Source organism: Wolbachia endosymbiont (group B) of Gerris lacustris (assembly GCF_964028355.1).
In the GTDB taxonomy this organism is placed as follows: Bacteria; Pseudomonadota; Alphaproteobacteria; order Rickettsiales; family Anaplasmataceae; genus Wolbachia.
Genome location: NZ_OZ034761.1, coordinates 829,934 through 856,382 on the forward strand (window position 1 = coordinate 829,934; position 26,449 = coordinate 856,382).

General features: G+C 34.9%; 29 protein-coding genes and 4 pseudogenes. 12 read left to right on the plus strand and 21 right to left on the minus strand.

Features of this window, described 5'->3' with window-relative positions; genetic code table 11:
• Positions 1–130: 130 nt before the first annotated feature.
• Both ABWU62_RS04235 and ABWU62_RS04240 read left to right on the plus strand, forming a co-directional pair.
• Positions 131–425 (plus strand): annotated as a pseudogene (locus ABWU62_RS04235) (hypothetical protein).
• 226 nt (positions 426–651) lie between these two features.
• Positions 652–699 (plus strand): annotated as a pseudogene (locus ABWU62_RS04240) (hypothetical protein); the annotation flags it as partial.
• 69 nt (positions 700–768) lie between these two features.
• Here the strand turns inward: ABWU62_RS04240 and ABWU62_RS04245 are convergent.
• A complete protein-coding gene (locus ABWU62_RS04245; protein WP_353287645.1) occupies positions 769–915 on the minus strand; it encodes a hypothetical protein in 147 nt (48 codons plus the stop codon).
• On the opposite strand from ABWU62_RS04245, the gene ABWU62_RS04250 reads away from it, so the two are divergent.
• Positions 909–1,915, plus strand: a protein-coding gene (locus ABWU62_RS04250) for an IS630 family transposase (protein ID WP_353287090.1) whose coding sequence is annotated in 2 segments (ribosomal slippage) — positions 909–1,370 and positions 1,373–1,915 — 1,005 coding nt in all. Because the reading frame shifts where the segments join, the coding sequence is not laid out codon by codon here. The genes ABWU62_RS04245 and ABWU62_RS04250 overlap by 7 nt on opposite strands.
• Before the next feature lie 357 nt (positions 1,916–2,272).
• On the opposite strand, the gene ABWU62_RS04255 is transcribed toward ABWU62_RS04250, so the two are convergent.
• Positions 2,273–3,065, minus strand: a protein-coding gene (locus ABWU62_RS04255; RefSeq protein WP_353287093.1) for an IS5 family transposase whose coding sequence is annotated in 2 segments (ribosomal slippage) — positions 2,273–2,800 and positions 2,802–3,065 — 792 coding nt in all. Because the reading frame shifts where the segments join, the coding sequence is not laid out codon by codon here.
• Between the two features lie 307 nt (positions 3,066–3,372).
• Here ABWU62_RS04255 and ABWU62_RS04260 point away from each other — a divergent pair.
• Positions 3,373–3,462 (plus strand): annotated as a pseudogene (locus tag ABWU62_RS04260) (DUF3168 domain-containing protein); the annotation flags it as partial.
• 14 nt (positions 3,463–3,476) lie between these two features.
• On the opposite strand, the gene ABWU62_RS04265 reads toward ABWU62_RS04260, so the two are convergent.
• Positions 3,477–4,482 (minus strand): IS630 family transposase gene (locus ABWU62_RS04265; protein ID WP_353287646.1). Its coding sequence is split into 2 segments (ribosomal slippage): positions 3,477–4,019 and positions 4,021–4,482, totalling 1,005 coding nucleotides; the frame shifts between segments, so codons are not numbered across the junction.
• Positions 4,483–4,511: 29 nt separating this feature from the next.
• Here ABWU62_RS04265 and ABWU62_RS04270 point away from each other — a divergent pair.
• The 3 genes from ABWU62_RS04270 to ABWU62_RS04280 are packed head-to-tail and all read left to right on the plus strand — an operon-like array spanning position 4,512 to position 6,036.
• A complete protein-coding gene (locus ABWU62_RS04270) occupies positions 4,512–4,880 on the plus strand; it encodes a DUF3168 domain-containing protein (protein ID WP_353288160.1) in 369 nt (122 codons plus the stop codon).
• Positions 4,855–5,244 (plus strand): phage tail tube protein, encoded by a 390-nt coding sequence (locus ABWU62_RS04275; RefSeq protein WP_007302803.1) that lies wholly within the window; start codon positions 4,855–4,857, stop codon positions 5,242–5,244. Before ABWU62_RS04270 ends, ABWU62_RS04275 begins: the two co-directional genes overlap by 26 nt.
• A 57-nt stretch (positions 5,245–5,301) precedes the next feature.
• On the plus strand, positions 5,302–6,036 hold the full coding sequence (locus tag ABWU62_RS04280) for a hypothetical protein (RefSeq protein WP_353287647.1): 735 nt from the start codon (positions 5,302–5,304) through the stop codon (positions 6,034–6,036).
• Positions 6,037–6,073: 37 nt separating this feature from the next.
• On the opposite strand, the gene ABWU62_RS04285 is transcribed toward ABWU62_RS04280, so the two are convergent.
• The 4 genes from ABWU62_RS04285 to ABWU62_RS04300 all read right to left on the minus strand — a co-directional run bounded on the left by ABWU62_RS04285 (position 6,074) and on the right by ABWU62_RS04300 (position 10,556).
• Positions 6,074–7,306, minus strand: a complete 1,233-nt coding sequence (locus ABWU62_RS04285; protein ID WP_353287648.1) for an IS256 family transposase — start codon at positions 7,304–7,306, stop codon at positions 6,074–6,076.
• Between the two features lie 127 nt (positions 7,307–7,433).
• Complete coding sequence (locus tag ABWU62_RS04290) at positions 7,434–7,808, minus strand: holo-[acyl-carrier-protein] synthase (RefSeq protein ID WP_353287649.1); 375 nt, start codon at positions 7,806–7,808, stop codon at positions 7,434–7,436.
• Positions 7,805–9,064 carry a proline--tRNA ligase gene (gene proS / locus ABWU62_RS04295; protein ID WP_353287650.1) on the minus strand — a complete coding sequence of 420 codons (1,260 nt, stop codon included), beginning with the start codon at positions 9,062–9,064 and terminating at the stop codon, positions 7,805–7,807. Before proS ends, ABWU62_RS04290 begins: the two co-directional genes overlap by 4 nt.
• Positions 9,065–9,119: 55 nt before the next feature.
• Positions 9,120–10,556: a hypothetical protein gene (locus tag ABWU62_RS04300; protein WP_353287651.1), complete on the minus strand. Its 1,437-nt coding sequence runs from the start codon at positions 10,554–10,556 to the stop codon at positions 9,120–9,122.
• Between the two features lie 325 nt (positions 10,557–10,881).
• Here ABWU62_RS04300 and ABWU62_RS04305 point away from each other — a divergent pair, with 325 nt between their 5' ends.
• Both ABWU62_RS04305 and dxr read left to right on the plus strand, forming a co-directional pair.
• The gene (locus ABWU62_RS04305) at positions 10,882–11,376 is read left to right on the plus strand and encodes a hypothetical protein (protein WP_353287652.1); all 495 of its coding nucleotides are present in this window, start codon (positions 10,882–10,884) and stop codon (positions 11,374–11,376) included.
• A 27-nt stretch (positions 11,377–11,403) separates the two neighbouring features.
• Positions 11,404–12,576: a 1-deoxy-D-xylulose-5-phosphate reductoisomerase gene (gene dxr / locus ABWU62_RS04310; RefSeq protein ID WP_353287653.1), complete on the plus strand. Its 1,173-nt coding sequence runs from the start codon at positions 11,404–11,406 to the stop codon at positions 12,574–12,576.
• A 504-nt stretch (positions 12,577–13,080) separates the two neighbouring features.
• On the opposite strand, the gene ABWU62_RS04320 is transcribed toward dxr, so the two are convergent.
• The 3 genes from ABWU62_RS04320 to ABWU62_RS04330 are packed head-to-tail and all read right to left on the minus strand — an operon-like array spanning position 13,081 to position 14,923.
• Positions 13,081–14,313 (minus strand): IS256 family transposase, encoded by a 1,233-nt coding sequence (locus ABWU62_RS04320; RefSeq protein WP_353287648.1) that lies wholly within the window; start codon positions 14,311–14,313, stop codon positions 13,081–13,083.
• A gap of 29 nt (positions 14,314–14,342) precedes the next feature.
• Positions 14,343–14,777 carry a hypothetical protein gene (locus tag ABWU62_RS04325; protein WP_353287654.1) on the minus strand — a complete coding sequence of 145 codons (435 nt, stop codon included), beginning with the start codon at positions 14,775–14,777 and terminating at the stop codon, positions 14,343–14,345.
• Between the two features lie 23 nt (positions 14,778–14,800).
• Positions 14,801–14,923 (minus strand): hypothetical protein, encoded by a 123-nt coding sequence (locus ABWU62_RS04330; protein ID WP_353287655.1) that lies wholly within the window; start codon positions 14,921–14,923, stop codon positions 14,801–14,803.
• Here ABWU62_RS04330 and ABWU62_RS04335 point away from each other — a divergent pair.
• A protein-coding gene (locus ABWU62_RS04335; protein WP_353287646.1) for an IS630 family transposase occupies positions 14,917–15,922 on the plus strand; the annotation gives its coding sequence in 2 pieces (ribosomal slippage) (positions 14,917–15,378 and positions 15,380–15,922; 1,005 coding nt in all). The two genes, ABWU62_RS04330 and ABWU62_RS04335, sit on opposite strands and share 7 nt — an antisense overlap.
• Here ABWU62_RS04335 and ABWU62_RS04340 read toward each other — a convergent pair.
• The 3 genes from ABWU62_RS04340 to dapB form a co-directional block, all read right to left on the minus strand.
• Positions 15,919–16,167 (minus strand): hypothetical protein, encoded by a 249-nt coding sequence (locus ABWU62_RS04340; protein WP_353287656.1) that lies wholly within the window; start codon positions 16,165–16,167, stop codon positions 15,919–15,921. The two genes, ABWU62_RS04335 and ABWU62_RS04340, sit on opposite strands and share 4 nt — an antisense overlap.
• 66 nt (positions 16,168–16,233) lie before the next feature.
• Positions 16,234–16,992 (minus strand): phosphate ABC transporter ATP-binding protein PstB, encoded by a 759-nt coding sequence (gene pstB / locus ABWU62_RS04345; protein ID WP_353287657.1) that lies wholly within the window; start codon positions 16,990–16,992, stop codon positions 16,234–16,236.
• Positions 16,989–17,783 (minus strand): 4-hydroxy-tetrahydrodipicolinate reductase, encoded by a 795-nt coding sequence (gene dapB, locus ABWU62_RS04350; protein WP_353288161.1) that lies wholly within the window; start codon positions 17,781–17,783, stop codon positions 16,989–16,991. Before dapB ends, pstB begins: the two co-directional genes overlap by 4 nt.
• 216 nt (positions 17,784–17,999) lie before the next feature.
• Between dapB and ABWU62_RS04355 the strand changes: the two genes are divergently transcribed.
• Positions 18,000–19,005 (plus strand): IS630 family transposase gene (locus ABWU62_RS04355; RefSeq protein WP_353287090.1). Its coding sequence is split into 2 segments (ribosomal slippage): positions 18,000–18,461 and positions 18,463–19,005, totalling 1,005 coding nucleotides; the frame shifts between segments, so codons are not numbered across the junction.
• Positions 19,006–19,253: 248 nt separating this feature from the next.
• Here the strand turns inward: ABWU62_RS04355 and ABWU62_RS04360 are convergent.
• The 7 genes and pseudogenes from ABWU62_RS04360 to ABWU62_RS04390 form a co-directional block, all read right to left on the minus strand.
• Positions 19,254–19,592 (minus strand): hypothetical protein, encoded by a 339-nt coding sequence (locus ABWU62_RS04360; protein ID WP_353287658.1) that lies wholly within the window; start codon positions 19,590–19,592, stop codon positions 19,254–19,256.
• Between the two features lie 139 nt (positions 19,593–19,731).
• Positions 19,732–20,895: a phage major capsid protein gene (locus tag ABWU62_RS04365; protein WP_353287659.1), complete on the minus strand. Its 1,164-nt coding sequence runs from the start codon at positions 20,893–20,895 to the stop codon at positions 19,732–19,734.
• Between the two features lie 144 nt (positions 20,896–21,039).
• Positions 21,040–22,045, minus strand: a protein-coding gene (locus tag ABWU62_RS04370; RefSeq protein ID WP_353287151.1) for an IS630 family transposase whose coding sequence is annotated in 2 segments (ribosomal slippage) — positions 21,040–21,582 and positions 21,584–22,045 — 1,005 coding nt in all. Because the reading frame shifts where the segments join, the coding sequence is not laid out codon by codon here.
• 783 nt (positions 22,046–22,828) lie between these two features.
• A complete protein-coding gene (gene pyrF / locus ABWU62_RS04375; RefSeq protein WP_353287660.1) occupies positions 22,829–23,509 on the minus strand; it encodes an orotidine-5'-phosphate decarboxylase in 681 nt (226 codons plus the stop codon).
• A 29-nt stretch (positions 23,510–23,538) separates the two neighbouring features.
• Positions 23,539–24,279, minus strand: coding sequence for a hypothetical protein (locus ABWU62_RS04380; RefSeq protein WP_353287661.1), 741 nt, complete (start codon positions 24,277–24,279; stop codon positions 23,539–23,541).
• 28 nt (positions 24,280–24,307) lie between these two features.
• Positions 24,308–25,313, minus strand: a protein-coding gene (locus ABWU62_RS04385; RefSeq protein ID WP_353287090.1) for an IS630 family transposase whose coding sequence is annotated in 2 segments (ribosomal slippage) — positions 24,308–24,850 and positions 24,852–25,313 — 1,005 coding nt in all. Because the reading frame shifts where the segments join, the coding sequence is not laid out codon by codon here.
• Positions 25,314–25,396: 83 nt separating this feature from the next.
• A pseudogene (locus tag ABWU62_RS04390) lies at positions 25,397–25,705 on the minus strand (IS630 family transposase); the annotation flags it as partial.
• On the opposite strand from ABWU62_RS04390, the gene ABWU62_RS04395 reads away from it, so the two are divergent.
• Positions 25,699–25,857, plus strand: coding sequence for a hypothetical protein (locus ABWU62_RS04395; protein ID WP_353287662.1), 159 nt, complete (start codon positions 25,699–25,701; stop codon positions 25,855–25,857). The pseudogene ABWU62_RS04390 and the gene ABWU62_RS04395 overlap by 7 nt on opposite strands.
• A gap of 221 nt (positions 25,858–26,078) precedes the next feature.
• Here the strand turns inward: ABWU62_RS04395 and ABWU62_RS04400 are convergent, their stop codons facing one another.
• Positions 26,079–26,342, minus strand: coding sequence for a hypothetical protein (locus tag ABWU62_RS04400; RefSeq protein WP_353287663.1), 264 nt, complete (start codon positions 26,340–26,342; stop codon positions 26,079–26,081).
• Between the last annotated feature and the right edge of the window lie 107 nt (positions 26,343–26,449).

The window sequence follows — 26,449 nt, forward strand, 5'->3', positions numbered from 1 at the left end:
TGAATTCACGCTATAAAGTGAACCGGTTTGGTGTGCTGATTTTGTTTGCAGTTTCATAGTACGAATTTTTTACTTCGGTAGTTTTTTTTGTTGTCATTATAATAATTAAGAATAGTTGAGGCCAATTAATATGAAAGCTTTTACAAAAAATTTTAAAGGTAAGGAAAGAAAGCTAGAAGAGTTCAATGAGAAAGTTGAAGACATATCAGCTGTAGCTCAAGATAAGTTTGCACATGAACTTGAAAATATCGCATATGAAAGTGTGCAGAAATTTCGCAGTCTACTTGCTAAAGAGATAAACTCCACTTTCAATAACATTCATTCTCAGAATGTCAATCTACTAAAAATCCGGCTTAGTAAACTTGATCAATAAAAAAGGAGAAACAGCGTTAATACGTTCTCTTCTCAATATACTTGTACGATAGAGTTGCTGCTGCAATTTAATATTAAGTGATAACTAAAATAAGTAAGATTTTTATGGATAAGTCTTACTTATTTTAGCTATATATAGAAAAGGAGGGTTGTTATGTCAACAAGACTAAAGTATCCAATCATAAATATACAACGTAAGTCTAAGCCTAAAATCTTTTCCAGTAACTTTAGGAGAGGTTAAATCTTTTTTTACGAATTGAAAATGATCAAGATGATAAGTTGTTTTCAAGTTTTATTTTTATGGCAACTGATTATGCTCAGTGGCATATGGAAAAGTCTCTAGTAAAGCAAACGTGGCAAGTTTCATATGAAGGTTATATACCTCGTAGAATCTATTTAAGCTATGGTCCTGTGAATAAAATAATATTGGCTACTGATAAGAATAGAAAACTTATACCAATTCCCGCTATACAAGCAACGAATAGACAATAATGGAAAAAAAGCCATACTGGAGTAAGTAAAATAGCGAGGTTTAGATGGCATTAAGATCAAAATTATTGGATGAAAAAGTGGTGGAATCAGCAAAAGAGATGCTGAAGAAAGTAAGAAATAATGCGTATGTTGCAAAAAAACTAAATGCTGTAATTGCAGCAAAAAAGCACAGTATAACAGCTGTAGCAAAAATATGTTGCATTTCGAGAAAGGCAATTACTACATGGATAAAGCACATAAAATTTGGAAGAGAAGAAAAATTATTTTCTCCACCTCAACGCCGTAGAAAAACTATATTGAACCAAAGTCAACTTGAACAAATTGAGGTGTGGATAGAGGAAAATCCCAATATTACTATTAGAGAAATGAGAATAAGAATCCAAGAAAGATTTGGTTTGAATATCAGCAAATCCACAATACATCGTAATATGCAAAGAATGAAATTCTCATATATCACACCAAGACCAGTTCATAGTGGACAGGATAAAAATAAGCAAGAGGAGTTTAAAAAAAAAACCTCAATGAAACTATTGTCATGCATTCTGAAAAAGAGCTATTTTTCTTCGATGAATCACGGTTTGGTACACATTCAAAAGTTGGACATGGGTGGTTTAAAAAAGGCAGTAGGACACAGGTTAAGGTAAAATTAGGTAGGGAAAATTTTTATCTCTATAGTGCAGTTAATCCCAGAAATGGAGAGAATTTTAGCTTATTTGCACCAAACGTCAACACTGCTTGTATAAATATATTCCTTGAACAGATGTCGCAATATTTAGGAATACGAAAGGCTTTTCTCGTGATGGATTGCGCTAGTTGGCATAAGTCAAAAAGTTTAAAGATACCTAAAAATATCGAAATTATATACCTACCACCATACTCACCTGACCTCAATCCTGTTGAGAGGTTTTGGTTATATATAAAACAGAACATTTTGCGCAATAAAATCTACGATACAATTGTTCTGCTTGAGAGCGCTTTGTGTAAATTTATTACCTCTCTTTCCCCTTCCACGGTTAAACAACTCTGCAATGCTTCTTATTTGGTTCATTAATAATGAGAGTTGGTATTAGTTATTATTTTAGTGACGTAGGGAGCTATATTGAATTTTCAATTATTTGAGCATAATAAGAGCTGATTTTGTATATGAAGCTGGTTATGATAGTGTTCCTGAGCAAATAAAGCTAGGCATTATGCAGCATGTTTCTGCTCTTTATAAAAATCGTGAATCAGAAGTAAGTAGCCACTTATCTGAAGTGAAGAAGGTATATTCTCCATTTCGCGAACCAAAGGTTGTTTTGTAGTTCCTGTTTGTCATTCGATAGCAGATACAACAGATCCAAGTAGCCCCTTCGGTGTCATTCCAGTGCTGACTGTACAAAAATTGTAACTTAATTCCATAAGAGCCTGTTCATAATCTTTTGAGGAGCAAGGCAGTAAAAGCTAGAACGACCATTTGTAGTCTAGTATTGAGTTTACGCTCGCAATTTTTCCATAACCGTCTACACTTTTCCAGCCAAGCAAAAGAACGCTCTACAACCCACCTTTTTGGCAATACAACAAAGGTATGTAATTCACTTCGTTTTATTACTTCAACGGTTGCACCAATAGTCGTTTTTATTTGAGTTGCAAAATTTTCTCCTGTATAACCTGCATCAACTAGTATATTTTGAACTTCGGAAAGATTTTTTCTTGCGTTACAAATCATCTCTACAGCAGCAGTACGATCTCCGATATTAGCTGTAGTAATATAAATTGCATGTGGCAAACCTTGCGTATCTACTGCAATATGACGCTTTATTCCTGAAATTTTCTTGCCGGCATCATAACCTTTTTCTTCAGCAATATCGGTGTTTTTTACACTTTGAGCATCAATGATGCAGAAGCTTGTTTTTGTATTCCGACCACTGTTGAAACGAACCTCTCCAACTAATTTTTTTTAAGACAATTTCTAGAACACTTTCTCTATCTTCATTCGGTTTTTTACTCCATCTCTTGAAGTAATCGTAACAATTGCGCCATTTTGGAAACTCTTTTGGTAGCATTCGCCACTGACAGCCACTTTTTAGCACATAAAGTACACCGCAAAATAACTCATATAAATCCAGTTTTCTTGGTTTTGTTTTTTTTCTACAGGATTCTAGATCTGGTAATATAATCTCAAATCTTTCCCGACTTATATCACTTGGGTATACACTCCTCATATATCCTAACTTATATACATTATCTCTTAGTTTATTCCTTTCTTGAGATCATGTACAGGTTCTAAGGGAAGGTGTCATCCCAATGCTTCTGTACGAATATTGTAACTTACGTTCTTAAGGAAAGGTGTTATCCCAGTACTGGTATTCAGGAAAATTGATTGTAAATGAGCAAACATTTTCAATAAAATGACCAACAAGAAGAATAGTTAATTCATTTAGATAAAACTGGATTCCAGTACTGGAATGACACCAAAGGGGCCACTGGAGTAACAACCTCTATTATATCTGCAAATCGCAAGGATTAATTATGGAAAAAATTCAAGTTATAAATGAGTTGTATAATACTATTTATGCGGCATTAAAAGCAAACTCTGATTTAAAAAAATATGTTACTAATACCAACTCTCATTATTAATGAACCAAATAAGAAGCATTGCAGAGTTGTTTAACCGTGGAAGGGGAAAGAGAGGTAATAAATTTACACAAAGCGCTCTCAAGCAGAACAATTGTATCGTAGATTTTATTGCGCAAAATGTTCTGTTTTATATATAACCAAAACCTCTCAACAGGATTGAGGTCAGGTGAGTATGGTGGTAGGTATATAATTTCGATATTTTTAGGTATCTTTAAACTTTTTGACTTATGCCAACTAGCGCAATCCATCACGAGAAAAGCCTTTCGTATTCCTAAATATTGCGACATCTGTTCAAGGAATATATTTATACAAGCAGTGTTGACGTTTGGTGCAAATAAGCTAAAATTCTCTCCATTTCTGGGATTAACTGCACTATAGAGATAAAAATTTTCCCTACCTAATTTTACCTTAACCTGTGTCCTACTGCCTTTTTTAAACCACCCATGTCCAACTTTTGAATGTGTACCAAACCGTGATTCATCGAAGAAAAATAGCTCTTTTTCAGAATGCATGACAATAGTTTCATTGAGGTTTTTTTTTAAACTCCTCTTGCTTATTTTTATCCTGTCCACTATGAACTGGTCTTGGTGTGATATATGAGAATTTCATTCTTTGCATATTACGATGTATTGTGGATTTGCTGATATTCAAACCAAATCTTTCTTGGATTCTTATTCTCATTTCTCTAATAGTAATATTGGGGTTTTCCTCCATCCACACCTCAATTTGTTCAAGTTGACTTTGGTTCAATATAGTTTTTCTACGGCGTTGAGGTGGAGAAAATAATTTTTCTTCTCTTCCAAATTTTATGTGCTTTATCCATGTAGTAATTGCCTTTCTCGAAATGCAACATATTTTTGCTACAGCTGTTATACTGTGCTTTTTTGCTGCAATTACAGCATTTAGTTTTTTTGCAACATACGCATTATTTCTTACTTTCTTCAGCATCTCTTTTGCTGATTCCACCACTTTTTCATCCAATAATTTTGATCTTAATGCCATCTAAACCTCGCTATTTTACTTACTCCAGTATGGCTTTTTTTCCATTATTGTCTATTCGTTGCTTGTATAGCGGGAATTGGTATAACATTTATGATTACCTACCTAAGCAAGTTACTATTCCTTATCTGAGATTGCGAATAGTAAATTATATTAACCTGCATATGCTATCTAACTTTGCTACAAAAGTAAGATTTTCATGCGACATATATACTTATCATATAAGCAGCATGCTTGCTGCTATAAAGCATGTTAGCTTGGTGATAAAGAGCATTAGTAGTGAGACCATTTTGGAAAGTAATTGTGCTATGAATCAGCATGATGAAGTTTTACATTCAACAATTAATTTTGATATTTTAATACAAGGAGGTAGCGATGAGCAAATTACAGCTGAAAATTAAAGGTCATGACAATAATTTTGTTGTGCTGAATAATATACGAAACTTAAGGTTTACTTTGCGTAATAACAAAGAAGAGATGAAAGATATTTCCTCTTTTGGCTGGAGAAAAGTGCTTGATTGTGCTGGGAGTAGAAAGATTACAATAAAAATTAATGGCATTTTAAATTCAGTATTGGCTGATGAATTATTGCGTAATTCTGCAATGTTAAATTCTAATAATGATTATGAGATTAGCTTTAATGCTAAGGAGAAGATAAAACTCAGGTGTTCGGTTGAATTATATGAGAGATATTACGATCCTGCCACTTTTGACAGCTTTACTGTAGTTTTAGCCAGTGCTGAAGTTGTAAACACTTTTCATTAGTGTTAATTTAATTTTTTCATATACAATGATAGCAGGTGAGTAAATTAAAAAAAATTTATGAACGATGAGGATCTTTTCGAAGAAGGCGATGATAATGTTGAAGAGAATAGCGATGACAGAAGAGAAAGGAATTTGAAGAATGAAAATCAGCTGGAAGAGCAGTGCAAAGAGTATTTAAAACCTTTTGAGGATATTTTAAGTCAAATTGATGAAGGAGTTGATAATTTAGATAGCTACGAGAGGACTATGCAAGTAAAGCGAAGCATAGATAGGCTGATAGAAACCTTGTATAGCCAAGCAGCATCTGAGGATATTGATACAGAGCTTGAAACCACAAAGCACACTCGTGATAAGACAGAATCCAAGAAAAGAGTTATGGAAAAGAGAAGAAAACAATTGATAGAAGAGATCTTAAGTGCTCAACAACAAAAGGAGCTAATGAATAATAGGCAAAAACATGAAGCAGTAAGTGATGGGGATGTTCAGAAGGCGAAAGCACGAATGAAATCTTCAATTAGGGGAGTGTTGTTTTCAGTTATTGCTCATAGAATGGATCCAAGAAGGAGGGCAGGGGAGACTGCTGATGACAATGAAAGGCAAGCTCGTATACATGGTAGGGAAGCAGTTGGTGGAGCTTTAGGTGCACTTCTGAAAGCATTTTTAACTGCAGTTACTGCCGTTGTACGCGAAATTGCTAAACCACTTCAACATATGAATACACAAGAGACGTCTTTTGCAAAACAAGTTGAAGAAAGCAGAAACCAGGATTCACAAAAAGGTCGATCTGTGTAGGTCGGGAGTGTTAAATAAACTGTGTCAAGCCGCATTTTTAGTTCAACTCAATTTTCAGTCTGTTGGGAAAGAAAATGTCAAGCTGAGACATAGTTAATGCCCAATTAGGCAAAGCTGTAGTCCACTTTTGCTCTACCTTTTTTATAGCACAATATACCTGTTTGTACAAGGCATTTGTATTAGTAAATGAGCCCTTAGTTTTAGTAAATTTCCTAATTTGTCTATGCAATCCCTCAATTGGATTGGTGGTGTAAATCAGCTTCCTAACTGGTCCAGAATACTTAAAATAACCAGACAAATTTTCCCAATTGTTTTGCCATGATTTTGTAACCAAGGGATATTTTTCACTCCATTTTTCTTCCAGCTCAAGCAAATAATTCTCAGCAATCTCTTTACTTGAAGCACGATATATTTTTTTCAAATCATTTATGAAAACTTTTACATCTTTGCTAGATACATACTTCAGTGAATTCCTTATCTGATGCACTATGCATAGCTGTACTTCTGCTTTAGGAAATACACTATTTATAGCGGTAGGAAAGCTTTTTAGCCCATCAATACAGGCAATTAGAATATCTTCTACTCCTCTTTCTTTGAGGTCATTTAGTACTCCCAACCAGAAGTTAGCTCCTTCACTTTCAGCCAAATAAAAACCTAATACTTCTTTTCTGCCATTTTGATTTATGCCCAATATATTATACATACATTTACTTATGCAATGTCCGTCCTCCTTGACCTTAAAAAACATGCCATCCATAAATACTATTGGATACACTGATTGCAGTGGGCGGCTGCGCCATTCATTGATTACTGGTAGCAGTTTATCGGTAATACTAGATATCTCTGCTGCTGATATTTTGTGGTCATATATTTCCTCAACATGTGAAGCTATATCTCTGTATCCCATGCCACTGGCATATGTGCTTAAGACCTTTGCTTCAAGTTCTGGATGTAGGCTTGTTTGCCTTTTTTTGACTATTTGTGGTTCAAAGCTTCCCTCCCTATCTCTTGGTGTTAGCAGCTCAAATGAGCCTGCACTCGTGCGTAAAGTTTTTGCGTTTCTCCCATTTCTTCGGTTATTTTCTTCACTTTCAGCTGACATGTAGCTTTCTATTTCACCTTCCAGACTTGCCTCTAGCAACCTTTTTATAAACGGTGTTAATGCTCCATCTCTTCCTGTCAATGGTCTTCCTTCTCGTATAGATGACAGGATATTTGTTTCTAATTCTTTATAATCTACCAAACCAGTAGTTCTATTTGCTTGACTCATATCAAACCTCCATTTTTTATATCAATTTATTACTTTTTTTTCGGTTTGACACACTTTTTTGAACGTTCCCTGTAGGTCAAAGTATAATTTCAAAAAAATTTTTGAAATTATACGTACTAAACAATATCTACTCAACGCAAATTACAACAAACGCAGTAGCATAATCTTGATCATCACTCAGAGAAAGGTGAATCTTATAGTCTTTTGAGATAAAATCCTTTCTGACAGCAAGACATGGCTTGCCTTTCACATCACTGTATATTTCTATATCTTTCATTATAATTCCCTGGCTGAATCCAATGCCTAGCGCTTTAACAAAAGCTTCCTTTGCAGCAAAGCGCTTAGCAAAATACTTTGCTTGCATTTCGTGACTATTATACTTTCTACTTAGCTCCATTTCTTTTTTGGTATAGACTTTGTTGAGAAATTTCCCCCCGTATTTTTGTAATATTCTCAATATCCTTGGTATATATACTATATCAGTGCCAATACCGTATATCACTTTGCGCTAAAACGATTTATTGCTTCTTCAATTTGCATTTCCTCTACCTCGCCAGTTGCTCTATTTTTTACTTCAACTATATTCTCACTTACTGCTTTCTTTCCAACAATTATTTGCCATGGCAAGCCTATCAGGTCCATTCTAGCAAACTTTACTCCTATACTTTCCTCCCTATCATCATAAAGCACTTCATCGCTTTTCAAAGCTTTGTATATTTTATTCGCAACCTCTGGTACTTTTGTTTGTAAATTGATCAAACCAACTTTAAAAGGAGCTACTGCCTCCGGCCAGATAATTCCTTTATCATCATGGAAAGCTTCTATTATTGCTCCAACAAGCCTTGAAACCCCAATGCCATACGAACCCATATGCATGTTAACATTTTTTCCATCTTGAGAAGTAACACTTGCCTTCATAGGTTTCGAATATTTATCACCAAAATAAAAAATGTGTCCTATTTCAATACCTTTACTAACATTTAACTGTTCTTGCGGTATAGGATAACTTTTAGGGTCATGCATATCGTCTGCAACTGCATATATGCTCTTCAGACTTTCAATATCTTCACTCTCTAGTAGTTCAGAAAATTTATTGTCATAATATAGAGTGCTTTCACCAGTGTTTGCCAATATATGAAACTCATGACTTAAATCTCCTCCAATTGGTCCTGTATCCGCTTTTACTCCAATTGGAGTAAGTCCCATTCGCTTGAAGATTTTTATGTAAGTTTTATACATCAAATTATATGAATTCAGTGCACCTTCATAATCTAAATCAAAACTATACGCATCTTTCATCAGAAATTCTCTGCCTCTCATAACACCATAACGAGGTCTTACTTCATCACGAAATTTCCACTGAATTTGATATAAACAAAGTGGCAAATCTTTGTAACTTTTTACTGTATTTCTAATCAAATCAGTCACCACCTCCTCATGTGTTGGACCAAAAAGCATATCGCTTTCATGCCTGTCTTTAATACGCAGCATTTCTTTGCCGTAATCATTGTAACGTCCTGACTCTCGCCAAATACTTGCTGGCTGCACACAAGGCATTAACACTTCAATCGCACCAATTTCATCTCTGATAATGTTTTCAATATTTCTAAGTACCAAAAGACCAAGCGGTAACCAAGAGTAAATGCCCGACGCTATTTGCTTGATTAAGCCCGCACGTAATAAATATTGATGAGAGATAGTTTCAGTGCCAGCTGGAGTTTCTTTTAAAGTTGGCAGGTAATATTGAGATAAACGCATTTGATAAATCTGATTGTACTAAGTAATCTTAATACAATCAGACCTGTAGGTAAACTTATTTTAAGAAGGGTGCACTACTGCTCTTACCTCGATCTATGACACTTTTAAGTTGACATGCGTGTGCTTTTTCACCAAAAAATTTAATCTTTTGACTAACCAAAGAAGATGGTTTTTGCACCTCATTATTCACTGGGTCAACATTATTTGCTTGTGCTCCAGGAGAAGCTTCAGATTTCGTTTGTAAACCAGCATTCTTAGGCGGTACCAGTGGCTTACCTGCTTTTGGCACAGAATGTAACGGAGATGTAGGTTTAGATTTTTCATTATCATCAGATTCATGACCACTGTCAGAACTATCCCTTCTTTTTTTATTGTCTAGTTGAGGGTTTAGAGGTGTTGAATATGTACTTTCATTATCGCTCCAATCTTGTTCAGACTCTTCACTACTGCTACTCGATACACTACTACTACGACTCCGTGGTGGTGAGATCATAGCTGACATTTTACTGAATGCCCCATCCAGGTTACTTGGCTGTTGTACGTTGCTCCCTTGCTTTCCATGAAGGCCTGCCCTTCGTTTCTGAAGTACTTTATTCAAATCAGCTATATGATCTTCTTTTTTTTCTTGTTGCCCACCTCCTTTATTGCTTGACTTCTTTGCTTCCTGTTCTTTTAACCTCTTCTTCTCAATCTTGTCACGCTCTTCCTTGCTCATGAGGTTTTTTCCTTTTTTTATTTCTTCAAACAAAGCATCAGTTTCTTTATGACCCCCAGGTTTACCTGCAAAAGAATCAGTTTTCTTTAGTGTCTTACTCTTCATCTCTGCAAACATACCAGCATCCGTTGCAGGCCCAGAAGGGAAATTATTCCCTAAAGATGGAGAAGGAGGTGGCAGAGGTAGTAGTGGTACAATGGGTATTCCAGACATTACTGGAAATGATGGTATAGGAGTATTGCTATGTTCAAGTTCTTTTGCTTTCTGTAAACCACTATCTTGTGATTGTTCTCTACCAGGATCAACTCCTTTCTCGCTGTTTATTGCAGAAACAAATGAATTAATAAGATATACAGCTAAGTTCAACACAACCAATGAAGAAACAGAAGCAATGACTATGAAAAGTACTGGAGCACTTAGTGTTGCTGAAATCGCAAGATAAGTATATATCCCAGCTGTAACACTAGATATACATAGCAATAAAGTAGCAATTGAATATTTTAAGGCAGTTGCCTTGCTTATGCCAATTGAAGTATTAACCAAAATGGGAGTATCGATTTTTTGTTCTGTTGCAAGTTGAGCAGGACCCTCAGATAGAACTGTTGTTGGTTTAGTGCTACTGCTATTTTCTGATGCAATACTACCAGAAGTTTTTTCATTTTTATCGTTACTTTCCGCTTGCCCACAATTTTTTACCCAATCTGCAGGTGGTAGAGGCGGGGGAGGTGGCGGAGCTGATAACAAACTGCTACTATTAGATGAAATTTCACCAGTCATTTTTCTTCCTTATTATTAATATAACACCAATAATACCTAAATTATTAGTATTTGTCAAAAATTTATGAATAAGTTAATACTAAGATAATATATAAAAAGAAAAGAGAGAGGAGAAGTCTTCTAAGAAGAAATAGAAGTGTCTTAAACCTCAAGACCTTCCTTCATCACTTTGTTATTACAGCACATCATCGATGTTTTGGTATAGAGTAATCAGAATCATAAAAATAGCTGATACTCAGCTATTTTTATGATAACCTCTCTTAAACAATTGATATTTTACAGTTTTTTTGGTAAAATAATAGCTTAAGGCTTAGAATAAAAGTTTATGAGTGAAGCACAAGGTCCAAATATTGCAGAATGGCAGGCACAGCAGCAACACCAGGAAGCCGCTAGTGAGAAAAGTGGTTTCGGTCTTGGTCATAGTGACTCTGTTTCAACAATTGTGGATGGGATGAAGTGGATGTTCAACTTTCATGAAGGAGCAATTGCTGCTTATAGTAATGTGTTTGAAGGTTTGGTAAGTGGTAGCAGTTTAGTAACGTTATTTGGGAAATCAGGTAATATGTTTGGCATAAAACTTTTTGAAAGCCTTGCTGAATATTTTTCAGGTGGTGGTGGAGAAGATATGCCATCAGAAGGAATGGGTATGGATCAAGGTGATGGAGGCCCTCATCCGGATGATTATCCCCACTCTAACAATGAAATAGCTCAAAGTGCTGATGGTTTGCATGATATGCATGATGCAGGTGATCATCATGGCCAATCTTTTTCACCTGGTCCTTCACCATCTATTGGTGATGATCATGAGCTTGGTTACTAAATAACTAAGAGGATTTTATTGTAATTAGTGAAAAAAGTTTCAGTTTTAGGGTCAACAGGAAGCATTGGAAAAAAGACTGTAGATTTGCTCTTAAAGAGAAAGGAAGAATGTCAGGTGGAAGCACTAAGTGCCAATTCTAACTTTGCTCTGCTAGCACAACAGGCAAATCTACTTAATGCAAAATATGTTGCCATTTCTGATGAAAGGTTCTACAAAGATTTAAAAGAAAATCTACTTGGTACAAGCGTTAAAGTAGAAGTTGGCGCTCCAGGTCTAGCAAATGTTGCTTCTCTACCTGTTGATCTCTCAGTTGTTGCAGTAGTTGGCATCGCAGGCCTTGAGCCAGTTATAAAGGTTATAGAAAGTGGTACTAAAGTTATTGCCCTAGCAAATAAAGAAAGCATTGTTTGTGGTGGCAAGTTACTGCTTGAAAAAGCTAAAGAAAGGAGCGTACAAATAATTCCCATCGACTCTGAACACAACGCAATTTTTCAAGTTTTGCAAAATGATGATAAATGTGTAGAAAAGATTATACTCACTGCCTCTGGTGGACCATTTTTAAATTATAGCCTTGAACAATTAAAAAATATTACAGTAAATCAGGCACTAAGTCACCCTACTTGGAAAATGGGAAAGAAAATCTCAGTCGATAGTGCAACAATGATGAATAAAGCACTAGAAATAATAGAAGCACATCATTTGTTCAATATCAGCCCAAATAGAATTGAAGCAGTAGTGCACCCTGAATCGATAGTACATGGAGTTGTAGTTTACCAGGATGGGTTTAGCTTTGCTGTGCTTGCAGAAACTGATATGGAAATTCCCATTGCATATGCTTTGTCTTGGCCAAAAAGATCAACTTTGAATTACAAGTTAGACTTAACAAAACAAAAAAAATTGACCTTTCAAGAACCAGATCATAAACGTTTTCCTGCACTAAAGCTCAGTATGGAAGTGTTAAATTCCTCTTCTCCACATACAAATAGTATTGTTTTGAACGCTGCAAATGAGATAGCTGTCAATGAATTCTTGAAATCACGAATCGGTTTTTTAGAAATATTAGAGGTGATAAAATCAACAATAGAAAATTTTGACAAGTACTCTGATATTAACTCACTATCTGGTATAATCAACATTAACTTTGAAAGCCGTATTATTGCCAATAAAATTATTGAAAGCAAAGTTTTTGCTTGTAGCTAAAATTAATCCTAATCACTTAGGTATCCGTTCAGCAACGTGATAAAGGTAGACAAGAAAAGACAACGAAATAGGTGTCATTCAAGTACCCCATTTCATACTCCTGTCATCCCAGTACCTTGCCTTTTTGTCATCCTAACTGGGATCCAGATTCCATAATGTCATTCCAGTGCTTGACACTGGGATCCAGAAAAATTTACAAAGCTTATGCTAAGTTCAATGAGATTAAATGAAAAACTGGATTCCAGCATCAAGTGCTGGAATGACACCTTACCTGAACAGATACAGTATGTTCGCAACCACTAACCTGAGAGGAGTTTACATCATTAAGAATTGTATTTGCTCTATACAGAAAACCACACCCTATTGCAAAAAAAAAGCAACGAAGTTACAGCAAGTGAAACTGGGTTATAAACTGTGAAACATAGACCAGCAGCAAGTACTCCATATAACAAAAAAGCACAAGCACACTTGGGAGTGTTAAATAAACTGTGTCAAGCCGCATTTTTAGTTCAACTCAATTTTCAGTCTGTTGGGAAAGAAAATGTCAAGCTGAGACATAGTTAATGCCCAATTAGGCAAAGCTGTAGTCCACTTTTGCTCTACCTTTTTTATAGCACAATATACCTGTTTGTACAAGGCATTTGTATTAGTAAATGAGCCCTTAGTTTTAGTAAATTTCCTAATTTGTCTATGCAATCCCTCAATTGGATTGGTGGTGTAAATCAGCTTCCTAACTGGTCCAGAATACTTAAAATAACCAGACAAATTTTCCCAATTGTTTTGCCATGATTTTGTAACCAAGGGATATTTTTCACTCCATTTTTCTTCCAGCTCAAGCAAATAATTCTCAGCAATCTCTTTACTTGAAGCACGATATATTTTTTTCAAATCATTTATGAAAACTTTTACATCTTTGCTAGATACATACTTCAGTGAATTCCTTATCTGATGCACTATGCATAGCTGTACTTCTGCTTTAGGAAATACACTATTTATAGCGGTAGGAAAGCTTTTTAGCCCATCAATACAGGCAATTAGAATATCTTCTACTCCTCTTTCTTTGAGGTCATTTAGTACTCCCAACCAGAAGTTAGCTCCTTCACTTTCAGCCAAATAAAAACCTAATACTTCTTTTCTGCCATTTTGATTTATGCCCAATATATTATACATACATTTACTTATGCAATGTCCGTCCTCCTTGACCTTAAAAAACATGCCATCCATAAATACTATTGGATACACTGATTGCAGTGGGCGGCTGCGCCATTCATTGATTACTGGTAGCAGTTTATCGGTAATACTAGATATCTCTGCTGCTGATATTTTGTGGTCATATATTTCCTCAACATGTGAAGCTATATCTCTGTATCCCATGCCACTGGCATATGTGCTTAAGACCTTTGCTTCAAGTTCTGGATGTAGGCTTGTTTGCCTTTTTTTGACTATTTGTGGTTCAAAGCTTCCCTCCCTATCTCTTGGTGTTAGCAGCTCAAATGAGCCTGCACTCGTGCGTAAAGTTTTTGCGTTTCTCCCATTTCTTCGGTTATTTTCTTCACTTTCAGCTGACATGTAGCTTTCTATTTCACCTTCCAGACTTGCCTCTAGCAACCTTTTTATAAACGGTGTTAATGCTCCATCTCTTCCTGTCAATGGTCTTCCTTCTCGTATAGATGACAGGATATTTGTTTCTAATTCTTTATAATCTACCAAACCAGTAGTTCTATTTGCTTGACTCATATCAAACCTCCATTTTTTATATCAATTTATTACTTTTTTTTTCGGTTTGACACACTTTTTTGAACGTTCCCGCACACCTTAGTTTGTTTCCTTTTTTGAGCAACTGCTTCTACCTTTAGGAACTCTGATTCTATTGCTTTCTTGACATGTCCTGCAATACAATCTTTGGGATTTTTACCTTTATAATTTTCAATATTAGTTTTTATATCTGGATGTGTAAGTAATATTTCTACCATATCTATACTTCCCATCTCGCAAGCAATGTGTAAAGCTGTATTTTTTTTCTTCTTGCCGGTCTCAATTTCCTCCTCTACACGAGCATAATTTTGAGGTATAAATCCTTTATTAACAGGTTGTAAATTGTCAAAGTATATGCAGTGAAGATATGGACTCCTATCTACTACTTCTCTCTCCTCAAATTTGTAAACTGGATAACCATCATGTTCCTTTGGTCTTCTCTCCATAACAGCTTGCTTGCTTTTAATATTTACATCAATTTTTTATGCTCTACAAGCAACTTATACCAATTCCCGCTATACAAGCAACGAATAGACAATAATGGAAAAAAAGCCATACTGGAGTAAGTAAAATAGCGAGGTTTAGATGGCATTAAGATCAAAATTATTGGATGAAAAAGTGGTGGAATCAGCAAAAGAGATGCTGAAGAAAGTAAGAAATAATGCGTATGTTGCAAAAAAACTAAATGCTGTAATTGCAGCAAAAAAGCACAGTATAACAGCTGTAGCAAAAATATGTTGCATTTCGAGAAAGGCAATTACTACATGGATAAAGCACATAAAATTTGGAAGAGAAGAAAAATTATTTTCTCCACCTCAACGCCGTAGAAAAACTATATTGAACCAAAGTCAACTTGAACAAATTGAGGTGTGGATGGAGGAAAACCCCAATATTACTATTAGAGAAATGAGAATAAGAATCCAAGAAAGATTTGGTTTGAATATCAGCAAATCCACAATACATCGTAATATGCAAAGAATGAAATTCTCATATATCACACCAAGACCAGTTCATAGTGGACAGGATAAAAATAAGCAAGAGGAGTTTAAAAAAAAACCTCAATGAAACTATTGTCATGCATTCTGAAAAAGAGCTATTTTTCTTCGATGAATCACGGTTTGGTACACATTCAAAAGTTGGACATGGGTGGTTTAAAAAAGGCAGTAGGACACAGGTTAAGGTAAAATTAGGTAGGGAAAATTTTTATCTCTATAGTGCAGTTAATCCCAGAAATGGAGAGAATTTTAGCTTATTTGCACCAAACGTCAACACTGCTTGTATAAATATATTCCTTGAACAGATGTCGCAATATTTAGGAATACGAAAGGCTTTTCTCGTGATGGATTGCGCTAGTTGGCATAAGTCAAAAAGTTTAAAGATACCTAAAAATATCGAAATTATATACCTACCACCATACTCACCTGACCTCAATCCTGTTGAGAGGTTTTGGTTATATATAAAACAGAACATTTTGCGCAATAAAATCTACGATACAATTGTTCTGCTTGAGAGCGCTTTGTGTAAATTTATTACCTCTCTTTCCCCTTCCACGGTTAAACAACTCTGCAATGCTTCTTATTTGGTTCATTAATAATGAGAGTTGGTATTAGCCATAAGCTCTAAATATTGATGTTCGTCGTTATTACTAGTAACAAAAGCTGAAATAATGCACATCAAAGGTGTCATTCCATCTTCAAAAGCATTAACATTCGCTCCTTCTTTCAATGCTTGTTGAAAATGATTCCAGGCTTCCTCAGGTGTTATTCTTTCACCACTAGCATTTTGAAATTCAATAGCTTTAAACAACTTTTTTGTTGCCTCACTTGTACTAAACATTTTACCTCCTATAATTAAAACTTTGATAAATTATACACAGAAAAAGTTAAAATATCAACTATTAAACTAATGATCCAGAATATATTCCTTCGTTAACGGAGATTGGGCATTTTCAAATATTTCTTGAGTACTTCCGGATTCAACAATCTTGCCATTGCAAAAGAAAACTATGCTGTCAGATAATTTTTTAGCTTGCTTCATCGAATGAGTTACCATAATTATGGTGAACCTCAATTTCAATTCTTGTATAAGATTTTCGATTGCATTGGTTGCCATTGGATCAAGAGCAGAGCATGGTTCATCCATTAATAAAATAGTTGGCTTTACTGCAATTGCACGAGCAATGCATAATCTTTGTTGCTGGCCACCAGATAAATTTAGTGCACTATCTTGCAATCTATCTTTCAACTCTTCCCATAAACCAACCTTAGTTAAACTACTTTCTACTATTTCATTCAATTTTTGCTTATTTTTCACCATGCCATGCAATTTAGGCCCATAAGCAACATTATCATATATTGACTTTGGAAAAGGATTGGGTTTTTGAAATACCATACCAACTTTTGCTCTGAGCAATACAACATCCATATCACGTGAATATATATTACCCAGCCCATCGATTACCAGCTCACCGGTCGCTTTACATCCATGTACGTAATCATTCATACGATTAAAACAACGCAAGAATGTTGATTTACCGCACCCAGAAGGTCCGATAAAAGTTGTGACTTTCTTTTTGCAAATATTCAAATTTATATCGAATAAAACTTGTTTAGAGCCATACCAAAGATTTAAATTTTTAACGAAAGCGTATTTATCATTCATACTAAATCCTGCATTGAATAAAGTCCTGGTATTTCCTTTTTATTCTCGCACAACCATATTGCTGCTTGAACCGCCCCTCTAGCAAACGTTGTGCGATCAATTGCTTTGTGATTTAATTCTACTCGTTCATCGGAATTGACAAACATGACACTGTGATCTCCTATTACTCCACCTCCACGAGATACTGCAAAGCCTATTTTCCCTTTCCCTCTTATATTTGAATTAGTATGTGAATATTGATTGAGCTCAAAATCCACTTTTGCAGCGTTAGCAACTGCTTTACCAAACTCTATAGCTGTTCCAGATGGTGAATCCTTTTTTAAGTTGTGATGCATTTCCCAAATTTCAACGTCATACTCATTACCTAAAAGCTTGGCAGCTTCTTTTACCAACTTCAGCAACACATTAACTCCTATACTCATATTTGCTGACCATAATATTGGAACTTTAGCAGCGTACTCTTTTAAATTTAGACCTTCTATTCCAGTTGTGCCACTAACTAGCGGTTTTTTAAATTTCACGGCCGCCTTAAGACAGTCTAGCATACATTCTTTAGTTGTAAAATCTATTACAACGTCAGATGACTCAAATATGCCACTAATAGAACTTGTAACTTCAATTCCTAAACTGGAACTATGGCCTACAATAGGTCCAATATCTAAACCTATATACTCACTGCCCAAGCGAGCAACAGCACCTGCTATTTCCACTTTGGTATTCGTAATTAATTCATTGAGTATTTTCTTACCCATTCTGCCTAAGCAGCCTATTACTCCAACTTTGATTTTCATAAAGCTTATATTAGGCCCTTTTTCGAGCTTTGTCATCTTTATAAGCTTAGCATATTTAGCCTTACACTGATAAAACTATAGCTATACATCGATGAATCTATTGAAAATTGATACGAGGAAGATACTAATTGTAATACCAATTCCCGCTATACAAGCAACGAATAGACAATAATGGAAAAAAAGCCATACTGGAGTAAGTAAAATAGCGAGGTTTAGATGGCATTAAGATCAAAATTATTGGATGAAAAAGTGGTGGAATCAGCAAAAGAGATGCTGAAGAAAGTAAGAAATAATGCGTATGTTGCAAAAAAACTAAATGCTGTAATTGCAGCAAAAAAGCACAGTATAACAGCTGTAGCAAAAATATGTTGCATTTCGAGAAAGGCAATTACTACATGGATAAAGCACATAAAATTTGGAAGAGAAGAAAAATTATTTTCTCCACCTCAACGCCGTAGAAAAACTATATTGAACCAAAGTCAACTTGAACAAATTGAGGTGTGGATAGAGGAAAACCCCAATATTACTATTAGAGAAATGAGAATAAGAATCCAAGAAAGATTTGGTTTGAATATCAGCAAATCCACAATACATCGTAATATGCAAAGAATGAAATTCTCATATATCACACCAAGACCAGTTCATAGTGGACAGGATAAAAATAAGCAAGAGGAGTTTAAAAAAAAACCTCAATGAAACTATTGTCATGCATTCTGAAAAAGAGCTATTTTTCTTCGATGAATCACGGTTTGGTACACATTCAAAAGTTGGACATGGGTGGTTTAAAAAAGGCAGTAGGACACAGGTTAAGGTAAAATTAGGTAGGGAAAATTTTTATCTCTATAGTGCAGTTAATCCCAGAAATGGAGAGAATTTTAGCTTATTTGCACCAAACGTCAACACTGCTTGTATAAATATATTCCTTGAACAGATGTCGCAATATTTAGGAATACGAAAGGCTTTTCTCGTGATGGATTGCGCTAGTTGGCATAAGTCAAAAAGTTTAAAGATACCTAAAAATATCGAAATTATATACCTACCACCATACTCACCTGACCTCAATCCTGTTGAGAGGTTTTGGTTATATATAAAACAGAACATTTTGCGCAATAAAATCTACGATACAATTGTTCTGCTTGAGAGCGCTTTGTGTAAATTTATTACCTCTCTTTCCCCTTCCACGGTTAAACAACTCTGCAATGCTTCTTATTTGGTTCATTAATAATGAGAGTTGGTATAAACAACCAATTCCAACCTGATGAAACTTTTTTTGTAATCCATGAGATTCCTGTATGATCAGCAATCCACTTAAAAAGGTTTTTTATTTTTTTTAACATATTTACTCCTTAAATTAATAAGGATTTAATTATTACATATAAAGTTTAATTTGTCAATTTTCTCTTATGGAGAAAACTTATAAAGAAAAAAAGAGCACCTCTCCAGGTGCTCTTTTATGAAGGGTTTGGTTTGCTAATAACCGTTTCCTACTTTGCTCGGATTAGAGATATAATGTATTTGTGCTTCTGGTTCTCCAGTTATTGAGCGAGGTTGTGCCTTTAACACATTACAAAAGTCCTCCTTTCGTGCATCATGAAAATCATCATCTAATTCCTCTTCTGCATCATAAAACTTTTCTGATTCAGTAGTCACTTCCTCATTGTTAACTATTCGAGCCGTATTACCTTTTGATTGATCATTTACATGCTTCTTATCATCTAAAGGTTTCTCTGGTGATGTATTTTCTTGAGTAGTATTTGCTTTACTGCTAAACAACCAATTCCACCTGATGAAATTTTTCTTGCAATCCATGAAATTCCTGTATGATCAGCAATCCACTTAAAAAACTTTTTTATGCTTTTCCACATATTTTACTCCTTAAATTAATAATAATTTAATTATTATATAAAAAGTATAGTATGTCAATTATTTTATAAAATAGTATAAAATATTAGTACTTATTTGCAATTTTCAACAATTTAATAGCACTGGTGTTTACAACTTCCCCGCCTACACGCTTAGTGACAAAAAATCTAACATAAGGTTTGTTTGTATAAGGGTCTCTCAATATTCTCATTCCTCTGTTATCTACGATCTTATAAGCTTGTTTGAAATCTGCTACTGCAATCATTGTAGGTGGCATATCAGCAGATTGATATACCGGTATTCCCATCAAAGTATCTGGAGTTTCAAGCGATAAACTCGGCTGCCAAAGATATTGACCTGTATCAGATTTTAGTAGCCTCACTTCCTTTAACGTACTCCTGTTCATCAAAAATGATGCATTTTTAGAGTAATGTTCATTTAGAGAGTAGTACAATATCATTATGGCGTCGCTGTCTAGCTTATCAGCTTTAATTTGCTCTATCTTATTATGACCATTTCCATTTTCGTAAGTTAAAATTCCTTTAGGCTGAAAAGTGCCATCACCTTTAATAAAGGCTTCATTCTCCTTCTTATTGAAAGTTTCGGCAACCTTTTCTACAAGCCAATTTTCAACATTGACAAATGCATCATCGAGCAATTTTTGTGATATTTGCGGTTGAGCATAGAGCTCATAAGTTGTGATGGAAATCTTTTGAATTTTAGGTGTACTTGTGTCTTGTGCAAAATCATACTTGGATTTATAGCCACCATCTTCGTCGTCTACCACTTCACCACTCCAACCTGCACCAGCACGGTCACAATCCTCTATAATATAATCCAATGTTTCAGTAGAGATTCTTTGACTAGAACATATCTGCCGCATTGGAGATGAATCAGTTATACGCTTGTTTATGCGTTTTACAATATGAGGAGTAACTAAATACCCTCCAATATCATTGTCATCTCCACTTAGGGTTTTGTGTGATAACCTGTTTTCCATTCCTTTGCGAATATAATCAGAAAAATATTTATCACCTGTATTAAAATCTGTGCTAATCTCTGGGCGTTGAGCTGAGGTTTCAATAAAATCTAAGCGCTCTTTACAATTATCAATATTACTATTTATCTTGCATAGCTGCTCAGGTCCTTTGCTTTCGATTTCTTTTAGTTTGCGATCATTTATTAATTTAAATTGCTCCCATGATGAAGCAAGTTCATTAACACGGTGAGCGATATCAGTAAGTGACATAATAGCCTCCTTTAAAAATAAAATTAGAATAGTTATTGTAATTTGAAGGTAATCTTTATCAGTAATCTCAGTACCTTTTTGTTGTCATGCAACCTGCATTCAGAAAAAAGACCAGTGAATGGCAGCTTATACCAACTCTCATTATTAATGAACCAAATAAGAAGCATTGCAGAGTTGTTTAACCGTGGAAGGGGAAAGAGAGGTAATAAATTTACACAAAGCGCTCTCAAGCAGAACAATTGTATCGTAGATTTTATTGCGCAAAATGTTCTGTTTTATATATAACCAAAACCTCTCAACAGGATTGAGGTCAGGTGAGTATGGTGGTAGGTATATAATTTCGATATTTTTAGGTATCTTTAAACTTTTTGACTTATGCCAACTAGCGCAATCCATCACGAGAAAAGCCTTTCGTATTCCTAAATATTGCGACATCTGTTCAAGGAATATATTTATACAAGCAGTGTTGACGTTTGGTGCAAATAAGCTAAAATTCTCTCCATTTCTGGGATTAACTGCACTATAGAGATAAAAATTTTCCCTACCTAATTTTACCTTAACCTGTGTCCTACTGCCTTTTTTAAACCACCCATGTCCAACTTTTGAATGTGTACCAAACCGTGATTCATCGAAGAAAAATAGCTCTTTTTCAGAATGCATGACAATAGTTTCATTGAGGTTTTTTTTTAAACTCCTCTTGCTTATTTTTATCCTGTCCACTATGAACTGGTCTTGGTGTGATATATGAGAATTTCATTCTTTGCATATTACGATGTATTGTGGATTTGCTGATATTCAAACCAAATCTTTCTTGGATTCTTATTCTCATTTCTCTAATAGTAATATTGGGGTTTTCCTCTATCCACACCTCAATTTGTTCAAGTTGACTTTGGTTCAATATAGTTTTTCTACGGCATTGAGGTGGAGAAAATAATTTTTCTTCTCTTCCAAATTTTATGTGCTTTATCCATGTAGTAATTGCCTTTCTCGAAATGCAACATATTTTTGCTACAGCTGTTATACTGTGCTTTTTTGCTGCAATTACAGCATTTAGTTTTTTTGCAACATACGCATTATTTCTTACTTTCTTCAGCATCTCTTTTGCTGATTCCACCACTTTTTCATCCAATAATTTTGATCTTAATGCCATCTAAACCTCGCTATTTTACTTACTCCAGTATGGCTTTTTTTCCATTATTGTCTATTCGTTGCTTGTATAGCGGGAATTGGTATTAGTATAACTCAAACGCTTTGTTTACAATATGGATCCCAGTGCTGGGAGGCGCCCTCATGGTAAACAACGTTCATACAACTGTATACGTATAATGCTCGTACCTGCCATTCACCGGTCTTTTTTCTGGATTCTAGCATTGGCTTCATGGTAGATACAAATGAACGTAAGCTACTTAATAACGAGAGAAAAATGATACTGATTACTTGTTGAAGTAAAAAAAGCAGTGTAGTATTACACCACGCTAAGTATTATACTTAATCGTCAGTACTATACAGCATCCACTTTTTTGTGTCAAGCACTTTTTTTTTCACTGAGTATCTATTCAGGAGAATGTGCAAATAAAGTACGTAGCTATTTGCCAAAACAATAAATGGTATCCTGTGCTGGGATCCATTTTTCTATCATCACCAGAAACGTTGATTACTTTTATACCTGTAAATTTAACTGGATCCCAGTGTCAGGGCACTGGGATGACAGAAGAAAAAGGCCTGTATTGGCTACTTCGATGACACTCACAGCCCTGTCATTCCAGCGCGTGACGCTGGAATCCAGAAAAAAAAGAAAAATGGTCAAGTACTGGGATGACATCCATTTAGTTGTCTTTTCTCGTCTACCTTGTTTTTCCACCATGTTGAACAGATACATACTGTTTGTTGCTTTTATTCTATGGTACCTTATCTACCTTGCCGCTCTCCTGCTTCAATCAGCAAGAGATTTCCATATTAATTCTGCACTACTTGCGGGATTGTCACTTTTTGTGATGGGTCTGCCAATTACGATATAGTCAGCTCCTGAATTTATTGCTTTTTTTGGTGTTGCTGTCCTTTTTTGGTCATCATAACCTGGGTCCATACGAACTCCTGGAGTAATAATTTTAAAATCCCTACCACATTCTTTGCGCACCTCTTGAGCTTCTAGCGCAGAGCAAACTATTCCATGCAGTCCAACCTTTTTTGCAAGCTTTGCCAACAAAATTACCTGTGATTTTGTTTCTCTTGCTACTCCAAGCTCGCTTAGATCTTCATTGCTCATGCTAGTTAGTACTGTTACTCCGATTAGCTTTATTTTAGTGCCTTGTACTATATTTAGTGCTTCTTCAAGCATTTTTGTTCCACCACTGATGTGCAGTGTTAGCATTTCAACATTTAGAATTTTTATTGCTTCAACTGTTCTAGCTACAGTGTTTGGAATATCATGAAATTTCAGATCTAAAAAAATTGGTACATTGCATTTTGCAACTTCTTTAACTCCAGAAGGGCCGTGTGCAGAAAAAAATTCTAACCCAAGTTTTACCATACCAACCTTGTCACGCAGAGCACTAGCTAAAGATACGGCTTTATTTAAATCTTGTGTATCTAGTGCGCATATTATTGGGTTCATTATCTTGTATAATTTTTTTTATAATAAGGCTAACTATTACATCGTACAAGCTCTTCATTTAAGATTTTGAAAACACTCTGTTCACATAATAGAGATAAAGGTTTAGGTTCAAGTTGCTCTGCGTTAGCGTCTCGTTTTAAGAGTAAATTTTTTAAACTTCTCACCTTATTATCACAATCTTCTCTTATTCTATCTAACTCAGAAAACTGATCTTCAATTAAGCCATTTGCCTTATCTAACTCTTCAGACTTCTTGTTTAATTCTTTAGATAAATATTTATTTTTTTTTGTAATCTCTCTAATTCTGTACCACTGTTCACTCAATTCCTTATTTAATGCATCTTTTTCTCTATGCAATTCTTCTATTTTGCTGCTTAACATCAATTTATCTTTAAATTCTTTTTTTATTTTCTTACATGATTCTTCTTTTTCTCGTAACTGTTCACATAAACACAAAACTTTACGATATAATTCTTTTTGCCCTGTATTCAACTCACCTATTTTCCTTTCTATTTTTCTTGATTCATTTGTCATTTCAGATCTAAAGTTACTTTCTTCTTCCAATCTTTCTCTTAAAGATTTCTTTTCTTCAAGAAGAGACTCTCTATCAACTTCTAACTCACTTACTTTATTACTGAACTTTTCTAATTCCTCGTATAAATTGTACTTTTCTTGAGTCAATTTATGCAATTTATTCTTCAAAGTTTCTATTTCCTCGTTTGCAATTTCGCTTTTTAACTCTTGCTCTCTTTGATCAAATTTATTCTCCATTTTCCTATTGTAATACCAACTCTCATTATTAATGAACCAAATAAGAAGCATTGCAGAGTTGTTTAACCGTGGAAGGGGAAAGAGAGGTAATAAATTTACACAAAGCGCTCTCAAGCAGAACAATTGTATCGTAGATTTTATTGCGCAAAATGTTCTGTTTTATATATAACCAAAACCTCTCAACAGGATTGAGGTCAGGTGAGTATGGTGGTAGGTATATAATTTCGATATTTTTAGGTATCTTTAAACTTTTTGACTTATGCCAACTAGCGCAATCCATCACGAGAAAAGCCTTTCGTATTCCTAAATATTGCGACATCTGTTCAAGGAATATATTTATACAAGCAGTGTTGACGTTTGGTGCAAATAAGCTAAAATTCTCTCCATTTCTGGGATTAACTGCACTATAGAGATAAAAATTTTCCCTACCTAATTTTACCTTAACCTGTGTCCTACTGCCTTTTTTAAACCACCCATGTCCAACTTTTGAATGTGTACCAAACCGTGATTCATCGAAGAAAAATAGCTCTTTTTCAGAATGCATGACAATAGTTTCATTGAGGTTTTTTTTTAAACTCCTCTTGCTTATTTTTATCCTGTCCACTATGAACTGGTCTTGGTGTGATATATGAGAATTTCATTCTTTGCATATTACGATGTATTGTGGATTTGCTGATATTCAAACCAAATCTTTCTTGGATTCTTATTCTCATTTCTCTAATAGTAATATTGGGGTTTTCCTCTATCCACACCTCAATTTGTTCAAGTTGACTTTGGTTCAATATAGTTTTTCTACGGCGTTGAGGTGGAGAAAATAATTTTTCTTCTCTTCCAAATTTTATGTGCTTTATCCATGTAGTAATTGCCTTTCTCGAAATGCAACATATTTTTGCTACAGCTGTTATACTGTGCTTTTTTGCTGCAATTACAGCATTTAGTTTTTTTGCAACATACGCATTATTTCTTACTTTCTTCAGCATCTCTTTTGCTGATTCCACCACTTTTTCATCCAATAATTTTGATCTTAATGCCATCTAAACCTCGCTATTTTACTTACTCCAGTATGGCTTTTTTTCCATTATTGTCTATTCGTTGCTTGTATAGCGGGAATTGGTATAATATTGGGATTTTCCTCTATCCACACCTCAATTTGTTCAAGTTGACTTTGGTTCAATATAGTTTTTCTACGGCGTTGAGGTGGAGAAAATAATTTTTCTTCTCTTCCAAATTTTATGTGCTTTATCCATGTAGTAATTGCCTTTCTCGAAATGCAACATATTTTTGCTACAGCTGTTATACTGTGCTTTTTTGCTGCAATTACAGCATTTAGTTTTTTTGCAACATACGCATTATTTCTTACTTTCTTCAGCATCTCTTTTGCTGATTCCACCACTTTTTCATCCAATAATTTTGATCTTAATGCCATCTAAACCTCGCTATTTTACTTACTCCAGTATGGCTTTTTTTCCATTATTGTCTATTCGTTGCTTGTATAGCGGGAATTGGTATAACAAGATAAGGCGTATTAGCCTTATTAAACATATTTTTCATTATGACCTCACTAAAATTATTATCTAGTGTCGCATAAAAAAGTATGCCAGCTCCTTTTTACAATAAAGGTAGCAAAGACCACTAAAAGCTACAAATTATGCCTTTCTATGTAGTCTTTAAACTCGCTCCTACTGGGACCTGCACCTAATTCACTGTAACATATCAGAAAACATCATCTCTATCTTTCTCTGGTTACACACTGAATTTTTTTCAGTATAATGGCTATGCTATTGATTTTTAGCTTGATCTTACTCAACTAAAGCTAAATTATTAGAAGTTACCTGATTTGTTTGAGCATTAGCAATTTGAGTATTTTGTTGTCTGCATTGAGTATAACAGATAGCATCTGCAGCTGCAACAGCGGCTTCAACGCAAGCAGCTCCGGCGATGGAAGCGATTTCCTTGTTGTAACCTGTGTTAAAGCCTTCACTGTAACCTTTTTTATAGCCCTCCATATAACCGTCTTCATAACTTTTTTGTTGTGCAAAAAACCCATAAGCGTATGTGAACAATACTCCTCCTGCAGCGTAAAATATACCCTGTATTCCAGATGTCTGGAACAAGCCTCACGCCATTCTTTATTTCTTGCACTATAGACATTGTTGTTAAGTTTTTTATG

Excerpts from the sequence above, each read along its gene's own strand:
- ABWU62_RS04245 (WP_353287645.1), bottom strand. The coding sequence starts at position 915 with ATGCCATCTAAACCTCGCTATTTTACTTACTCCAGTATGGCTTTTTTT.
- ABWU62_RS04270 (WP_353288160.1), top strand. The coding sequence starts at position 4,512 with ATGGCTTTTTTTCCATTATTGTCTATTCGTTGCTTGTATAGCGGGAAT.
- ABWU62_RS04275 (WP_007302803.1), top strand. The coding sequence starts at position 4,855 with ATGAGCAAATTACAGCTGAAAATTAAAGGTCATGACAATAATTTTGTT.
- ABWU62_RS04280 (WP_353287647.1), top strand. The coding sequence starts at position 5,302 with ATGAACGATGAGGATCTTTTCGAAGAAGGCGATGATAATGTTGAAGAG.
- ABWU62_RS04285 (WP_353287648.1), bottom strand. The coding sequence starts at position 7,306 with ATGAGTCAAGCAAATAGAACTACTGGTTTGGTAGATTATAAAGAATTA.
- proS (WP_353287650.1), bottom strand. The coding sequence starts at position 9,064 with ATGCGTTTATCTCAATATTACCTGCCAACTTTAAAAGAAACTCCAGCT.
- ABWU62_RS04300 (WP_353287651.1), bottom strand. The coding sequence starts at position 10,556 with ATGACTGGTGAAATTTCATCTAATAGTAGCAGTTTGTTATCAGCTCCG.
- ABWU62_RS04305 (WP_353287652.1), top strand. The coding sequence starts at position 10,882 with ATGAGTGAAGCACAAGGTCCAAATATTGCAGAATGGCAGGCACAGCAG.
- ABWU62_RS04320 (WP_353287648.1), bottom strand. The coding sequence starts at position 14,313 with ATGAGTCAAGCAAATAGAACTACTGGTTTGGTAGATTATAAAGAATTA.
- ABWU62_RS04325 (WP_353287654.1), bottom strand. The coding sequence starts at position 14,777 with ATGGAGAGAAGACCAAAGGAACATGATGGTTATCCAGTTTACAAATTT.
- ABWU62_RS04330 (WP_353287655.1), bottom strand. The coding sequence starts at position 14,923 with ATGCCATCTAAACCTCGCTATTTTACTTACTCCAGTATGGCTTTTTTT.
- ABWU62_RS04340 (WP_353287656.1), bottom strand. The coding sequence starts at position 16,167 with ATGTTTAGTACAAGTGAGGCAACAAAAAAGTTGTTTAAAGCTATTGAA.
- pstB (WP_353287657.1), bottom strand. The coding sequence starts at position 16,992 with ATGAATGATAAATACGCTTTCGTTAAAAATTTAAATCTTTGGTATGGC.
- dapB (WP_353288161.1), bottom strand. The coding sequence starts at position 17,783 with ATGAAAATCAAAGTTGGAGTAATAGGCTGCTTAGGCAGAATGGGTAAG.
- ABWU62_RS04360 (WP_353287658.1), bottom strand. The coding sequence starts at position 19,592 with ATGGATTGCAAGAAAAATTTCATCAGGTGGAATTGGTTGTTTAGCAGT.
- ABWU62_RS04365 (WP_353287659.1), bottom strand. The coding sequence starts at position 20,895 with ATGTCACTTACTGATATCGCTCACCGTGTTAATGAACTTGCTTCATCA.
- pyrF (WP_353287660.1), bottom strand. The coding sequence starts at position 23,509 with ATGAACCCAATAATATGCGCACTAGATACACAAGATTTAAATAAAGCC.
- ABWU62_RS04380 (WP_353287661.1), bottom strand. The coding sequence starts at position 24,279 with ATGGAGAATAAATTTGATCAAAGAGAGCAAGAGTTAAAAAGCGAAATT.
- ABWU62_RS04395 (WP_353287662.1), top strand. The coding sequence starts at position 25,699 with ATGCCATCTAAACCTCGCTATTTTACTTACTCCAGTATGGCTTTTTTT.